This window comes from Pseudomonas sp. PB105, from assembly GCF_009764655.1.
Classification (GTDB): Bacteria; Pseudomonadota; Gammaproteobacteria; order Pseudomonadales; family Pseudomonadaceae; genus Aquipseudomonas; species Aquipseudomonas cyclaminis.
The window spans coordinates 341,541-355,537 of record NZ_RWIO01000093.1 but is presented as its reverse complement, the minus strand read 5'-3'; the positions used below and the strand labels follow the sequence as shown (position 1 = coordinate 355,537).

13 protein-coding genes and 1 pseudogene are annotated in these 13,997 nt (G+C 61.8%); 1 reads left to right on the top strand and 13 read right to left on the bottom strand.

The genetic code is table 11. The annotated features are described in order from the left end of the window. Positions 1 to 9: 9 nt before the first annotated feature. The 6 genes from EJD88_RS24860 to exbB all read right to left on the bottom strand — a co-directional run bounded on the left by EJD88_RS24860 (position 10) and on the right by exbB (position 6,781). Positions 10 to 1,410 (bottom strand): aminoacyl-tRNA deacylase and HDOD domain-containing protein, encoded by a 1,401-nt coding sequence (locus EJD88_RS24860; protein ID WP_158879243.1) that lies wholly within the window; start codon positions 1,408 to 1,410, stop codon positions 10 to 12. Between the two features lie 77 nt (positions 1,411 to 1,487). Beyond that, positions 1,488 to 3,563, bottom strand: a complete 2,076-nt coding sequence (gene recG, locus EJD88_RS24855) for an ATP-dependent DNA helicase RecG (RefSeq protein WP_158879242.1) — start codon at positions 3,561 to 3,563, stop codon at positions 1,488 to 1,490. 8 nt (positions 3,564 to 3,571) lie between these two features. Next, entirely contained in the window at positions 3,572 to 4,492 is a 921-nt protein-coding gene (locus EJD88_RS24850) for a hydrogen peroxide-inducible genes activator (RefSeq protein ID WP_003213305.1), read from the bottom strand. Between the two features lie 142 nt (positions 4,493 to 4,634). Then, a complete protein-coding gene (locus EJD88_RS24845) occupies positions 4,635 to 5,384 on the bottom strand; it encodes an energy transducer TonB (protein WP_099586024.1) in 750 nt (249 codons plus the stop codon). Beyond that, complete coding sequence (gene exbD, locus EJD88_RS24840) at positions 5,381 to 5,806, bottom strand: TonB system transport protein ExbD (RefSeq protein ID WP_032884416.1); 426 nt, start codon at positions 5,804 to 5,806, stop codon at positions 5,381 to 5,383. Before exbD ends, EJD88_RS24845 begins: the two co-directional genes overlap by 4 nt. A 6-nt stretch (positions 5,807 to 5,812) precedes the next feature. Beyond that, positions 5,813 to 6,781 carry a tonB-system energizer ExbB gene (gene exbB, locus EJD88_RS24835; RefSeq protein ID WP_112192764.1) on the bottom strand — a complete coding sequence of 323 codons (969 nt, stop codon included), beginning with the start codon at positions 6,779 to 6,781 and terminating at the stop codon, positions 5,813 to 5,815. 188 nt (positions 6,782 to 6,969) lie between these two features. On the opposite strand from exbB, the gene EJD88_RS24830 reads away from it, so the two are divergent. Then, entirely contained in the window at positions 6,970 to 7,827 is an 858-nt protein-coding gene (locus EJD88_RS24830) for an SDR family oxidoreductase (protein ID WP_158879241.1), read from the top strand. A 175-nt stretch (positions 7,828 to 8,002) separates the two neighbouring features. Here EJD88_RS24830 and EJD88_RS24825 read toward each other — a convergent pair. The 7 genes and pseudogenes from EJD88_RS24825 to EJD88_RS24795 all read right to left on the bottom strand — a co-directional run bounded on the left by EJD88_RS24825 (position 8,003) and on the right by EJD88_RS24795 (position 13,906). Continuing rightward, positions 8,003 to 8,514 (bottom strand): annotated as a pseudogene (locus tag EJD88_RS24825) (transposase). Positions 8,515 to 8,608: 94 nt separating this feature from the next. After that, positions 8,609 to 9,352 carry a hypothetical protein gene (locus EJD88_RS24820; RefSeq protein ID WP_158879240.1) on the bottom strand — a complete coding sequence of 248 codons (744 nt, stop codon included), beginning with the start codon at positions 9,350 to 9,352 and terminating at the stop codon, positions 8,609 to 8,611. A 56-nt stretch (positions 9,353 to 9,408) separates the two neighbouring features. Next, a complete protein-coding gene (locus EJD88_RS24815; RefSeq protein WP_003176922.1) occupies positions 9,409 to 9,789 on the bottom strand; it encodes a RidA family protein in 381 nt (126 codons plus the stop codon). Between the two features lie 25 nt (positions 9,790 to 9,814). Then, the gene (spoT, locus tag EJD88_RS24810; RefSeq protein WP_032884411.1) at positions 9,815 to 11,920 is read right to left on the bottom strand and encodes a bifunctional GTP diphosphokinase/guanosine-3',5'-bis pyrophosphate 3'-pyrophosphohydrolase; all 2,106 of its coding nucleotides are present in this window, start codon (positions 11,918 to 11,920) and stop codon (positions 9,815 to 9,817) included. Positions 11,921 to 11,980: 60 nt separating this feature from the next. After that, a complete protein-coding gene (gene rpoZ, locus EJD88_RS24805; RefSeq protein WP_017735757.1) occupies positions 11,981 to 12,244 on the bottom strand; it encodes a DNA-directed RNA polymerase subunit omega in 264 nt (87 codons plus the stop codon). 167 nt (positions 12,245 to 12,411) lie between these two features. After that, the gene (gmk, locus tag EJD88_RS24800; protein WP_158879239.1) at positions 12,412 to 13,032 is read right to left on the bottom strand and encodes a guanylate kinase; all 621 of its coding nucleotides are present in this window, start codon (positions 13,030 to 13,032) and stop codon (positions 12,412 to 12,414) included. A 10-nt stretch (positions 13,033 to 13,042) separates the two neighbouring features. Further along, on the bottom strand, positions 13,043 to 13,906 hold the full coding sequence (locus EJD88_RS24795) for a YicC/YloC family endoribonuclease (RefSeq protein ID WP_158879238.1): 864 nt from the start codon (positions 13,904 to 13,906) through the stop codon (positions 13,043 to 13,045). Positions 13,907 to 13,997 lie beyond the last annotated feature (91 nt).

Genomic DNA, 13,997 nt, shown 5'->3' with positions numbered 1-13,997 from the left:
GCGCCAGATTCAGCCCTGGCTGAACTGCGAGGCCAACTCACGCAACAGCACCTCGGCATCCAGCACCTTGCCGACCACTTCCTCAGCCTTGTCGCGGCTCAGGCCCAGGCGCTCCAGCAGCGCATCCGGAATGGCCTCGTCCGGCCCGGAGCCAATCCCCCGGCTGCGCAATAAACGCACCGCCAGACACACCAGGTTCGGATACTCGGCGTACTGCCCGTCGTAGGTCGGGTCGTGCTGGAAGCGCAGGGCGGTGGAAAGTTCGTCCGGCATGTCCCAGTAGCGCATCAGCCAAGCGCCGATCTGCTCACGGCTGATGCCCAGCAGGTGTTGTTCCACGTAGCTATGGCACAGGTGCGGGTTGACCTCCAGGTGACGGCAGATCAGCGAGAAGTGCGGCGGGAACACGTGAGCCAGCAGCAGGTAACCGAAGTTGTGCAGCAGGCCGGCCAAGTAGGTCAGGCCGGCTTCGGGGCGCTGGGCGCGGGGCATGGCGCGGGTCAGGCCTTCGATCACGGCGGCGGTGTAGATTGACTGGTGCCAGTACGGCGTGGCCTGGTGCGGGTTGTCCTTGGGCAGGCTCAAGGTCTTGCCCAGGGCCAGGCCCAGTGCCAGGTTGATCACCAGGTCAAAGCCCAGCACCCGTACGATGGCGTCTTCCACCGAGCGGATCTTGCCTGGCGACGCGTAATACGGCGACGCCGCCCAGCTCACCACTTGGGCGGCCAGGGCTGGGTCGGTTTCGACCACGCCGGTGATGTCGTCGATGGTTGCATTCGGATCGACGCGCAGCTTGATGATCTTTTGCGCGGTATCGGCCAGCGGCGGAATCTCGATGGTCGCTTCCAGGCGCTGCTGGATACGGCGGGCGGTGAACGCCTGCATCGCCTGGGTGATTTCCTCGCGGTCATCATTGGGGCGGTCGAGGTTCGGGCGGATTTTGCTCAGCGGCTCGCCGAACTGCGCGGCGCTGGCCTTGGTGAGCATGGTCTTGAAAGCGTCACTGGCGATTTCCAGCAGCAGGCCGGCTTCGCCGGAGTGCACCAGCAGGCTTGGCTCTTTGAGCAGGCTGCCTTCGTACAAACACGGCGAACTGGTGAGTGCTGGCAGGCCCGGCAGCAGGCTCAGCTCATGCTTGACCAGCATGCGTTTGACGCGATCCGGCGACACAGAGATGAGGCGGCGACCGGTGAGTTCGGTGAGGCGGTTGAGGTCGAGCAACTGGTTCTGGGGGAACAGCACCATCAGTGCGCCCACCGCGTCTTCCAGCAGCACGGCCTGCACCTTGCGCGCAGGATTCAGGCCAGGGTGTTCTGCGACTTCCGTGTAGGGGATGGCGAGTTTTGCGAGCAGAGCCCGAATGACCGGCGGGGCGGTCAGTGGGGCTGTGGCGAGGGCAACTTCTGACATGGCCTGATCCAATTTCGTACAGTCACCGAAGTATAACCAGCTTGATACACCTGTAGGTCGCTTAAGTGAGTCAGGCGTCACACTTGGCCGTATTGCTGCCCATGGCGTAGCCAGCGATCAAGCAGCGGGCTGACGTGATCTGGCCAGCGTTCCATGAGGGCTTGCGCCGCATCGCGCACGGCGGGGAGCAGGTCGGCGTCGCGCATCAGGTCGGCGACTTTGAATTGCAGCAGGCCGGTCTGGCGGGTGCCGAGCATTTCGCCTGGGCCGCGCAGTTCGAGGTCTTTTTCGGCAATGACAAACCCGTCGTTGGTCTCGCGCATGATGCCCAGGCGCTGGCGGCCGATCTGTGACAGCGGCGGGTGATACAGCAGCACGCAGTGGCTGGCGGCGCTGCCCCGACCGACGCGGCCGCGCAGTTGGTGCAGTTGCGCCAGGCCCAGGCGCTCGGGGTTTTCAATAATCATCAGGCTGGCGTTGGGCACGTCTACGCCGACTTCGATCACCGTGGTGGCCACCAGCAGTTGCAGGTTGCCGGCCTTGAATTCAGCCATCACGGCGGCTTTTTCGGCGGGCTTCATGCGCCCGTGGATCAGGCCCACCTTGAGTTCACCCAAGGCGCTGGTGAGGTCTTCGTAGGTGGTCTCGGCAGCCTGGCAGGTGAGTTCTTCGGACTCTTCGATCAGCGTGCACACCCAGTAAGCCTGGCGCCCTTCGGCACAGGCGCCGCGTACCCGCTCGATCACTTCGACACGCCGGGTGTCGGTGACCAGCACGGTGTTGACCGGGGTGCGGCCGGGCGGCAGTTCGTCGAGGATCGAGGTGTCGAGGTCGGCGTAGGCACTCATGGCCAGGGTGCGTGGGATGGGCGTGGCGGTCATGATCAACTGGTGCGGGTTCATCCGGCCGCCCACGCCTTTCTGGCGCAGGGCCAGGCGCTGCTGCACGCCGAAGCGGTGTTGTTCGTCGATGATCACCAAGGCCAGGTTCTTGAACTTCACTTCGTCCTGGAACAGCGCGTGGGTGCCCACCACCATCGGTGCGCCGCTGGCGATCTGCTCCAGTGACGCTGCGCGGTTCTTGCCCTTGAGTTTGCCGGCCAGCCACGCGACTTCCAGGCCCAGGGGTTCGAGCCAGCGCTTGAAGGTGATGAAGTGCTGCTCGGCGAGGATCTCGGTGGGTGCCATCAATGCGACCTGGTAACCGGCTTCCAGCGCCTGCAAGGCGGCGAGGGCGGCGACCACGGTTTTGCCTGCGCCCACATCGCCCTGAATCAACCGGAGCATGGGTTCTTTCTGGCTGAGGTCGTAGGCGATTTCATTGCCGACACGTTGCTGGGCGCCGGTCGGCGCAAACCCGAGGTTGGCCAGGTACTGCGCAGGCAGGCGCGTGGCCTTGGGCATCGCCGGGGCGCGCAGGGAACGCATGCTTTCGCGCAGGCGTTGCTGGGACAGCTGATGAGTGAGCAATTCTTCGAAGGCCAGGCGGTGTTGGGCCCAGTGGTGACCCAGGGCCAATTCGTCGACATCGGCATCGGCCGGCGGGTGATGCAGGTAGCGAATCGCATCGTCCAGTGGTGCCAGTTGATAGTCGCGAGCCAGCTCCAGTGGCAGCCAGTCGGGCAGGCTTTGCGGGCCAAGCATCGTCAGGGTCTGCGTGCACAGCTGGCGCAGGCGTTGCTGGGTCAGGCCTTCGGTGAGCGGGTAGATGGGCGTGAGGGTGGTGTCCACCGGCGGCGGTTCGTCGCCGGTAATCGCGCGGTATTCCGGGTGGTAGATTTCCAGACCTGAGGCGCCGGGCCGGGCTTCGCCATAGCAGCGCACGCGCGTGCCGCGCTTGAGGCCTTCCTTCTGCGCGTTGCTGAAATGGTAGAAGCGCAGGCTCAGGCCGCCGGTGCCGTCCTGCAGGCGCACGACCAGGCTGCGGCGCTTGCCCATGACCACGTCGGCGCCGCTGACGGTGCCTTCGACTACCGCGTCTTGCCCTGGGCGCAAGTGGCCGATGGGCACCACGCGGGTACGGTCCTGATAACGCAGGGGCAGGTGAAACAATACGTCCTGGAGGTTTTCCAGGCCGACCTTGGCCAGTTTCTCGGCCATGGCTTCACCGACACCCTTGAGTGCCGTCACCGACACCTGCGACAGCTCTGTCATACCGTTGCTTAGCTCGCAGCAGGCGGCTTGGCCACCGAACACAGGCGGATCGAGTCGGCGAGGATCTCAATCGCTTTAGGCCGTGGGAAGCTCGCACGCCAGGCGATTGCCACCGTGCGGAACGGCACCGGCGGTGTGAGCGGGCGCACTGCGATCACGCCAGGGGCGTAGTGATGGCTGTCCACCGCCGACAACGGCAGGATCGAAATGCCCAGGCCGGACGCAACCATGTGGCGAATGGTTTCCAGGGAGCTGGATTCCACGGTGGTGTGCTTGGCGCCGTCGTTGCCTTTGGTCAGCGTCGGGCAGGCTTCCAGCACCTGGTCGCGGAAGCAGTGGCCTTCGCCGAGCAGCAACAGGCTCTTGTCGTTGAGCAGGCCGGCGTCGATGGTGTCTTTCTGCGTCCACGGGTGGGAGGCGGGCATGAGCACGTAGAACGGCTCGTCGTAGAGGGGCAGCGTCAGCACGTCGGCCTCGTTGAACGGCAGCGCGATGATGATCGCGTCCAGCTCGCCGTTGCGCAGTTTGTCGCGCAGCACGTGGGTGAAGTTCTCTTCGATATACAGCGGCATCTGCGGCGCGACGCGGTGCAGTTGCGGGATCAAGTGCGGGAACAGGTAAGGGCCGACGGTGTAGATGGCGCCGACTTTCAGCGGTGCGGTCAGCTGGTTTTTGCCGGCTTGGGCCAGCTCGCGAATGCTTTGCGCTTGTTCCAGGACCTTCTGGGCCTGGGCAACGATGCCTTCGCCCACGGGCGTAAGGCGCACGGCGCTTTTGCTGCGCTCGAAAATCAGCACACCGAGTTCGTCTTCAAGCTTTTTCACGCCCACCGACAGCGTCGGCTGGCTGACGTGGCAACGCTCGGCCGCGTGGCCGAAGTGCTGCTCTTGGGCGAGGGTAACGATGTAGCGTAATTCTGTAAGAGTCATAGCGGGCGTCCATGAGGTTGCGGGCCAAGCATACCGGCTGCAATCGATAGACGCACGTTATCAGAAGTTTGTTGGGGATTGAGCGGGGAATGCAGAGGATTTTGCTGACTGTGGCAAGGTTTGCCCCTTGCCACAGTTATTTTCAGCGGCGACGTTTCTCGATGTTGTACACAAACGGTGCAACGATCTCGACACTGCCGCTTTTCACCATATCGGCCGGTGGCTTGGGCAGTGGCTGGGCACGACGGATCATGTCCAGGGTTGCACGGTCCAGGTCGGCGTTGCCGGAGCGGCCCACCAACTCGTAGGACAGCACGTTGCCTTCGGCATCGACCACGAAGCGCAGGCGGTTCAGGCCTTCCTTGCCACGCGCCTGGGCTCCTGGCGGGTACTTCTTGTACTTCTGCAGATGCGCCAGCAGCGTGCCTTCCCAGGATGCCTTGGCTGCAATCTGCTGCGGCGACGGGCCTGGAACCGGCTGGGCCGATTTTTCGGCTGGCGCTTGGGTCGGTGGAGCATCGCTCGGCGGGTCCTCGGAAGGTTTCTCCTTGGGCGGCTCGATCTTTTTCTCTACCGGCTTGGGCGGCTGAGGTTTGGGCTTGGGCTTGACCGGCTTGGGCACCTGGATCGTTGGCTTGGGTGCCTCGGCCAGTTTCGGCAACGGCAACTCTTCCACCGGTGCAGGCGGTTGCGGTGGCGTGACCACTTTCGGCGGGGCCGGCGGCGGCGGCGCAGGCATCGGCGCCAGGTCAATGACCATGGCGGCCGGTGGCAACTGCACGGTGTGCGGCGCCGACCAATGAAGCGCGATAGCAATCGCGACGGCATGCACGCCCAGCACGACGGCGAGGCTGGTGCCATAACGCGTCAGTTTGTGGCGCGTCGTGATCATTTCTTGGCTGCCGTCTCAAGTCCGACCAGGCCTACCTTGAGGTAGCCGGCTGCCCGCAGGGCATCCATCACGCTCATCAGGTCGCCGTAGTCCACGCCCTTGTCGGCCTGGAAGAAGATCGTCGTGTCTTTCTTGCCTTGGGTCTTGGCGTCGAGCACCTGGCCCAGGGTTTCAGCTTTGACTTCTTCTTCGCCCAGGAACAGGCGTTGGTCTGCCTTGACGCTGAGGAACACCGGCTTCTCAGGCCGCGGCGCAGGCTTTGCGCTGGACGCGGGCAGATCGACCTTGATGTCCACGGTGGCCAAGGGTGCGGCGACCATGAAGATGATCAGCAGTACCAGCATGACGTCGATAAACGGCGTGACGTTGATTTCGTGGTTCTCGACGAGTTCATCGTCGCCTTGATTCAAATGCAGGCCCATGGCCGATTACCCCACTTTCACCATGTGCGGTTGCGAGCTGCGCTCGGTAGGCAGGTGATCGAGGTCGCGGCTGACCAGCAGCAGGACTTCTGCCGACGCGTCCGATACCTGGGCTTTGTAGCCGGCAATCGAACGGGCGAAGACGTTGTAGATCACCACCGCAGGAATTGCCGCAACCAGGCCCAGGGCGGTTGCCAGCAGGGCTTCGGCGATGCCTGGAGCAACGACGGCGAGGTTGGTGGTCTGGGTTTTGGCGATGCCGATAAAGCTGTTCATGATGCCCCACACGGTGCCGAACAGGCCGACGAACGGTGCGGTAGAGCCGATGGTGGCGAGGACGCCGGTGCCGCTGCTCATGTTACGGCCACAGGCTGCAACCAGGCGCTCAAGGCGGAATGCAACGCGCTCCTTGATGCCTTCTTTTTCGCGGGTATTGGCCGACAGGCGCATTTCTTCCAGCGCGTCGTGCACCAGGGTGTTGGCCAGGGTGCCCTTCTTGGTCGCGCTTTCGCTCGCTTCCTTGAGGGTGGCGGCTTTTTTCAGGTGGACGATTTCAGTACGCAGACGACGCTTGGCACCCAGCAGCTCGAAGCCTTTGGCGATCCAGATGGTCCAGGTGATGATCGAGGCGATGGCCAGGCCGATCATCACGGCTTTCACCACGACGTCTGCGTTCTGGTACATGCCCCATGGGGAAAGGTCGTGGGCCATGCCCAGCGTGTTGTCTTCTTCCAGTACTACGCCGGTTTCGTCGGCGGCAGCAGGGGCTGCAGCCAGGGCCGGGTCGGTGGCGGCTGGCGCAGCAGCGGGAGCGGCCGGGGCTGTAGCGTTGTGCTCGGCGGCAGCCGGGGTGGCCGGGGCGGTGGCATCAGCGAATGCGGCGGTCGGTGCCAGCAATACGCTGAACACCAGCGCTGCAATCGCGCGCCAGGCGCGGGACGGGGTTGGCGAAGCGGGGGTTGTATTACGTGTCATGCTGGCCGGACCTGAGAGGAAAAATGAGTGATCGTCCTACCAGACCCTAAACGGCCGAGGACAAATGGGTGGTCATTATTGCAAGTAATTCTTGTTAACAGAAGTAATACAGTAACTTTATTTGGACTTTTTCTGGCCGCTGGTCAGCCGAGAAGGCTAATCTAGACCTTTGAGAATGGAGTTTTGTGATGTCTGCACCTTCTGTTGTGATTGCCGGATGCGGCGATGTGGGTAGTCGCCTGGCTAGCCAATTGCTGGCCTGGGAATGGGAGGTTCATGGCCTGCGCCGCGATATTTCGCGTCTGCCCGACGGCGTGATCGGCATTGCCGGCGACCTGTTCAACAAAGATTGTCCTGACACCTGGCCCATCGGCGGGGTGGATTACCTGGTGTATTGCGCTGCCGCCACGGATCACGACGAAGCCGGTTATCGCGCCGCTTACGTACAAGGACTGAAACATGTGTTGGAGTGGCTGGATGATTACGGCCAAGTGCCGAAGCACCTGCTGTTTGTATCCAGCAGCAGTGTTTACGGACAGCAGAATGGCGAGCGGGTCGACGAAACGTCGCAGACTCAAGCGAAGGGGTATTCCGGGCAGGTGATGCTGGAGGCTGAGCAGGTCGCGCTCAATAGCGGCATCCCAGCCAGCATTGTGCGCCTGACCGGCATTTATGGCCCCGGCCGCGAGTGGCTGCTGACCCAGGTTCGCCAAGGCTATCGCGTAGCAATCGACCCACCTTTATATGGCAACCGCATTCACGCGGATGATGCGGCGGGCTTGCTGGCGTTTTTGTTGCGTCATGTGGAACAGGGTGGGTCGTTGGACAAGGTCTATATCGGTGTCGACGACGCGCCTGCGCCACTGGCCGAAGTGGTGGGCTGGTTGCGCGAGCACCTGGGTGTGACCGAATGGTCCGAAGACGCCAGTGTGCGGCGTGCGGGCAGCAAGCAGTGCAGCAATGCCCGGGTCAAGGCATTGGGATGGAAACCGACCTATCCAAGCTTTCGTGAAGGCTATGCTGCAATCCTTGAAGGAAAGCGCTAACTGAAAAAGGAGCCCGAGCAGACTGTGTGAAAACGCACTGAAGGCCGGCCCAACAAACGCCCCGACTCGTTCGGGGCGTTTGTTTTTATGCCGGCGACAGGCGAAAAAAGGCCTTCTAGCCCATTAGCGCCATCAGTTGGCGGGCCCCGAGCACGTTAATCGCTCGTTTCAGGTTTTAGGCATTCACCGCCAAGGCCATTTCAGCTTTCGTCCCCTCAAGTTGCCGCAGCAAGAAACGACCATTACCCAATAGCCACTGTTTGAGGTTGCCGAAGGGGTGCTCAACGATGGATCTTCGGTTGGCCATCATCTCAGGATGCGCCTGCATCCTTTGCTCCATCCGCTCGAAAGCCTCTTCATGGGCATGTCGTGAGACATAACGACGCTGGGCTCCAGTGCATTGCGCTTTCAGCGCGCAGTTGGCGCAGTCGTCGACGGCGGCCTGATAGATCCGATCACCTTTCGCTGGAAATAGCCGTAGAGATAGAGTTTTAGCTGATCGGCAGGATCATAAGAGGGGCGACCGGTGCCTTTGGGCAACGCCTTATCGAACCCCAACTGCACCAGATCCAGCTTGGCCACGTAGAAGTCTATGACTCGAACGAGGTGATCCTCGGGGATCAGTTCTTCCAGCGAGACCGGGAACAGGCTGGTCTGGCTGCGAGATTCGCCCTGGATGTACGCCATAACGAAAAATGCTCCGTATCTTTCGATACGGAGCATTTTCTTTGAGCTCTGCGCAGATTGCTAGGTTTTCACACAGTCTGCGAGGGCTCCTTTTTTACGGTTTTTCCAGCAGCCACTGTCGTGGCCCAGGTGTAAACGAAGGTACTTCGTCGGCCTGTGCGGTGTTGACTGCCTGGAAAATTTCCAGCTGTTTGCCTTTGCGGACAAAAATCCATGGATTGCCCACGCCGTTGAGTTGCAGCCACATACTGTCGTAGCCGCCGCTCATTGAAGCGCAATCACCTGCCAGGCACAGCGAGTACCGGTCGACACCCGGTAAGCCTGCGACTTTGCCGTCAGCCTGAAACTGCACCGTGGCGCCGTTGCCGAAGCCGTCAGTGATTTTCCAGTCGCCGCCCATATAGGCCGCATACAGTGCGCGTTCGAAGTTCGCGCCCAGTGGCGCACCTTCAGGGGCGGGGTCTTTGGCGCGGGCAAATAGCTGTTCGGGCTCGTTGTCGTTGGCCACTTGCAGCAGCTGCTTGCCTTTGCGCTTGAGTTCAGTGGCGGAGCTGCCGTAGAAATCCACGCTCCAGGCGCCGGATTGTTCGCCGAGCAGCTTGCCTTCGGCAACTTCAAAACCGTTGTAGTAGCGCGCCTGCGCAGCCTTGGAATTGACCTCCCATTCGAGGTTCGGGCCAAAACTCTGCAGTGCTTCACGCAAAGGGCCGCCCTTGGCTGCCGCATCGATGGCGACCTGGTTGATCCAGGTGCCGCTCACATCCAGGTCGGCCGGGTTGCTGGCGCAGCCGCCGAGCATCAGGGCGAGCAACGGAGTGGCTACAAGCGCTTTGCGCATCATGAAATCCTTTTAAAACGAAGTCGGCGCGGCCTGTGAAGGCTGCGCCGGGTGTTTTACTCGATGACCAGAATCGCGTCCATCTCAACCTGTGCGCCCTTTGGCAGGGCAGCAACGCCGATGGCGGCGCGGGCTGGGTAAGGCTGTTCGAAGTATTTGCCCATGATCTCGTTGACCTTGGCGAAGTGGCTCAGGTCGGTGAGGAAGATGTTCAGCTTGACGATGTCCTTGAACGAACCGCCCGCCGCTTCGGCTACAGACTTGAGGTTTTCGAAGACCTGCACGGTCTGTGCTTCGAAGCCCTCCACCAGTTCCATGGTCTTCGGGTCCAGCGGGATCTGGCCGGACATGTAGACAGTGTTGCCCGCCTTGATCGCCTGGGAATAAGTGCCGATGGCCGCCGGGGCCTTGTCGCTGGTGATAACAGTCTTGGTCATGAATGACTCCTTGTAAGAGGGTGGGTTATGCACGCATGCGGGTGATGCGGATCACACCGGTCAAGGCGCGCAGCTTCTTGATCACGCGGGCCAGGTGCACGCGGTCGTGAACGCTGACCACCAGTTGGACCACGCTGATGCGACCATCGCGTTCGTCCATGCTGATTTTTTCGATATTGCCGTCGGCCGCGTTGACGCTGCTGGCCAGCAGGGCGATCAGGCCGCGCTGGTGTTCCAGCTCCACGCGCAGCTCGACGTTGAATTCGCCGGTGACATCCTTGGCCCATGAGAGCTGGATGCATTTTTCCGGGTTGTGACGGATTTCGGTGATGTTGCGGCAGTTGTCCAGGTGCACGACCATGCCCTTGCCTGCGGACAGGTGGCCGACAATCGGGTCGCCGGGGATTGGCGTGCAGCACTTGGCATAGCTGAGCACCAGGCCCTCGGTGCCGCGAATCGCCAGCGGGCCTTCGGGGCTTGGCAACTGCTCGCCTTCGCCCAGCAGGCGGCGAGCGACCACATAGGCCATGCGGTTGCCCAGGCCTATATCTTCCAGCAGGTCCTCGACGGTTTCCTGGCGATACTCGTGGAGCATCGCTTGCACGCGCTCCTGCGGGATTTTGTCCAGGGCGCTGTCGAAGCCGTTGAGTACCTTGTTCAGCAGGCGTTCGCCGAGGCTGATGGACTCGGAGCGACGCTGCAGTTTGAGGGCGTGACGAATGTGCGTGCGCGCCTTGCCGGTAACCACGAAGTTGAGCCATGCCGGGTTCGGGCGTGCGCCCGGTGCGCTGACGATCTCCACGGTGGAGCCGCTTTGCAGCGGCTCGGAGAGCGGTGCGAGACGACGATTGATCCGACAGGCGATGCAGCTGTTGCCCACATCGGTGTGCACGGCGTAGGCAAAGTCGACCGCCGTGGAGCCTTTGGGCAGCTCCATGATCCGGCCTTTGGGCGTGAACACATAGACCTCGTCCGGGAACAGGTCGATCTTCACGCTTTCGATAAATTCCAGGGAGTTGCCGGCACGTTGCTGCATTTCCAGCACGCCTTTGACCCACTGGCGAGCGCGGGCATGGGTGCCTTTTGGCTGCTCGTCGCCGCTGGATTTGTACAGCCAGTGGGCGGCGATGCCGTTGTTGGCCATCTCTTCCATTTCGCGGGTGCGGATCTGGATCTCGATCGGCACGCCGTGCATACCGAACAGCGTGGTATGCAGTGACTGATAGCCGTTGGCCTTGGGAATCGCGATGTAGTCCTTGAAGCGGCCCGGCAGGGGTTTGTACAAATTATGTACAGCGCCCAACACGCGGTAGCAGGTATCGACCTTGTCGACGATGATCCGGAATGCGTACACATCCATGATTTCGTTGAAGGCCCGACGCTTGCCGCGCATCTTCTTGTAGATGCCGTAGATGTGCTTCTGCCGGCCGCTGACCTCGCCCTCAATCTCGTCGATCGCCAGGCAGTGGCTTAGCGACTCTTCGATCTTGTTGACGATTTCCTTGCGATTGCCACGGGCGCGCTTGACCGCCTGGTAGATGCGCGCCGAACGCATCGGGTGCATGGCCTTGAAGCCGAGGTCTTCGAACTCGATACGAATGGCGTGCATGCCCAGCCGGTTGGCGATGGGCGCGTAGATTTCCAGGGTTTCCTTGGCGATGCGCCGGCGTTTTTCGCCGGACAGCACTTCCAGCGTGCGCATGTTGTGCAGCCGGTCGGCCAGCTTGACCAGGATCACCCGGATATCCCGGGCCATGGCCATGGCCATCTTCTGGAAGTTTTCCGCCTGGGCTTCGGCCTTGGTCTCGAAGTTCATCTGGGTCAGTTTGCTGACCCCATCGACCAGTTCGGCCACGGTTTCGCCAAATTGCGCGCTGAGCGCTTCCTTGGCGATGCCGGTGTCTTCGATCACGTCATGCAGCATCGCGGCCATCAGGCTCTGATGGTCCATGTGCATGTCAGCGAGGATATTTGCCACCGCAAGAGGATGGGTGACATACGCCTCACCGCTACGGCGGCGTTGGCCGTCGTGGGCTTGTTCGGCGTAGAAATACGCTCGGCGGACCAGGTTGACCTGGTCGGGGCCGAGGTAGGTCGATAAGCGATCGGCGAGGGCGTCTATGCTCGGCAAGATGTGAACTCCTGCCGAAGGCTTTGACCCCGCGCCGTGCTACGTCGACCAGGCATAGGCTTAGACGGCCTCGTTGGACTCGTCCTCGAACGCTGCAAACAGCGGTTCGTCTTCAACGATTTCAGCGTTGGCGATGAACTCGTAGCTCATCAGGCCTTCAGCGATTTCACGCAGGGCTACAACGGTAGGCTTGTCGTTTTCCCACTGGACCAGAGGCTCTTTGCCGCCAGTGGCCAGTTGACGGGCACGCTTGGTAGAGAGCATGACCAGCTCAAAGCGGTTTGCCACGTGGTCTAGGCAGTCTTCAACGGTTACGCGGGCCATGATATTCCTCGGAGCGGATGCAAGATGCGCGCTGCCCGGTTGGGCGAGCGGACTAAACAGTTTAAAAAATCACCAGCGTTTAGGGAAGCGCTGATTTTTCGCAAGCCCTCGCAAAACCGCTGCAAGTGCCAATGTAAAGCCCTTGCAGCGGTTTTGGGAAGCGCTAATCAGCCGAGTAATTCGGCCAGTAACTTACCGAAACGCTGCTGTTGACGCTTTTGCTGGAGCTGATTAGTGCGGAAAATCGCCTTCAGATCATCCAGTGCGTGGGAAAAATCGTCGTTGATGATCAGGTAATCGTAGTCGACGTAGTGGCTCATTTCGCTGACGGCTTCACGCATGCGCCCTTCGATGATCTCGTCGCTGTCCTGCCCGCGGTTGGTCAGGCGCTGGTGCAAGGCTTCAAGCGAAGGCGGCAGGATGAAGACCGAGCGCGCCTGGGGCATCAGCTTGCGTACTTGCTCGGCGCCCTGCCAGTCGATTTCCAGGATCAGGTCGTGGCCTTCGTCCAGGGTCTGCTGCAGGTGGCTTTGCGAGGTGCCGTAGAGGTTGCCGAATACCTCGGCGCGCTCCAGGAAGTCGCCGTGTTCGATCATCTTGACGAACTCGGTGCGCTCGACGAAGTGATAGTGCACGCCGTTCACCTCGCCCGGGCGCATGGCGCGGGTGGTGTGGGAGACCGAGATGCGGATCTGTTCGTCAGCGTCGGTCAGGGCCTTGACCAGGCTGCTCTTGCCCGCGCCCGAAGGGGCGGAAATGATGTAAAGGGTGCCGGTGCTGTGGGTCATGAAGGTTGCCTTACTCAATATTCTGTACTTGTTCGCGCATCTGCTCGATCAACACTTTGAGGTTGACCGCAGCCGTAGTGCTGCGCGGGTCGAAAGCTTTGGAGCCGAGTGTATTGGCTTCGCGGTTGAGTTCCTGCATCAGGAAGTCCAGGCGCCGACCGGCGGCGCCGCCGGATTTGAGTACGCGGCGCACTTCGAGGATGTGGGTGCTCAGGCGATCCAGCTCTTCGGCGACGTCGCTCTTCTGGGCCAGCAGGACCATTTCCTGCTCCAAACGCGTCGGGTCGAGGTCGGCCTTCATGTCGGTGAAGCGGTCGAGGACCTTCTGGCGCTGGGTGGCGAGCATCTGCGGCACCAGCTCGCGCAAGGTGACCACGTCGGCTTCTATCGAGGTCAGGCGCTCGTTGATGAGGCGGGCCAGTTCGCTGCCTTCGCGTTCGCGGCCGGCCTTGAGTTCCTTCAAGCCCTGGGTGAACAGGGCGAGGGCTTCGGCGTTGAGGGCTTGCGGGTCGGTGGCATCGGCCACCAGCACGCCTGGCCAGGCCAGCACTTCCAGGGGGTTCAATGCGGCGGGTTGCTTGATCAGCCCGGCGATGGTCTCGGCAGCGGCGACCAGTTGCGCAGCGCGCTCGCGATCCACTTGCAGTGGTTTGCCGGTGGTCTCTTCGGTAAAGCGCAGGGTGCATTCCAGCTTGCCGCGGGAGATGCCCTGGCGCAGGGCTTCACGGACGGCGCCTTCGAGGTCGCGGAATGATTCCGGCAGGCGCAGGTGCGGCTCCAGGTAGCGGCTGTTGACCGAGCGCAGCTCCCAGCTCAAGGTGCCTTGGGCGCCGGCTTTTTCGACGCGGGCGAAGGCGGTCATGCTGTGCACCATGGAGGTACCTCGCGATGCAGCCCCGAAAACACGGGCTGATGGTTAAGAAGGCGCAGGATTGTAGCGCAGTGGGGCGAGCGCGCCCAAACAA

What these genes read in the sequence shown, in the direction of transcription:
- EJD88_RS24830 (WP_158879241.1), top strand. Translation starts at nt 6,970, where the DNA reads ATGTCTGCACCTTCTGTTGTGATTGCCGGATGCGGCGATGTGGGTAGT.
- EJD88_RS24815 (WP_003176922.1), bottom strand. Translation starts at nt 9,789, where the DNA reads ATGACCAAGACTGTTATCACCAGCGACAAGGCCCCGGCGGCCATCGGC.
- EJD88_RS24820 (WP_158879240.1), bottom strand. Translation starts at nt 9,352, where the DNA reads ATGCGCAAAGCGCTTGTAGCCACTCCGTTGCTCGCCCTGATGCTCGGC.
- exbD (WP_032884416.1), bottom strand. Translation starts at nt 5,806, where the DNA reads ATGGGCCTGCATTTGAATCAAGGCGACGATGAACTCGTCGAGAACCAC.
- gmk (WP_158879239.1), bottom strand. Translation starts at nt 13,032, where the DNA reads ATGACCCACAGCACCGGCACCCTTTACATCATTTCCGCCCCTTCGGGC.
- EJD88_RS24795 (WP_158879238.1), bottom strand. Translation starts at nt 13,906, where the DNA reads ATGGTGCACAGCATGACCGCCTTCGCCCGCGTCGAAAAAGCCGGCGCC.
- exbB (WP_112192764.1), bottom strand. Translation starts at nt 6,781, where the DNA reads ATGACACGTAATACAACCCCCGCTTCGCCAACCCCGTCCCGCGCCTGG.
- EJD88_RS24850 (WP_003213305.1), bottom strand. Translation starts at nt 4,492, where the DNA reads ATGACTCTTACAGAATTACGCTACATCGTTACCCTCGCCCAAGAGCAG.
- EJD88_RS24845 (WP_099586024.1), bottom strand. Translation starts at nt 5,384, where the DNA reads ATGATCACGACGCGCCACAAACTGACGCGTTATGGCACCAGCCTCGCC.
- recG (WP_158879242.1), bottom strand. Translation starts at nt 3,563, where the DNA reads ATGACAGAGCTGTCGCAGGTGTCGGTGACGGCACTCAAGGGTGTCGGT.
- rpoZ (WP_017735757.1), bottom strand. Translation starts at nt 12,244, where the DNA reads ATGGCCCGCGTAACCGTTGAAGACTGCCTAGACCACGTGGCAAACCGC.
- EJD88_RS24860 (WP_158879243.1), bottom strand. Translation starts at nt 1,410, where the DNA reads ATGTCAGAAGTTGCCCTCGCCACAGCCCCACTGACCGCCCCGCCGGTC.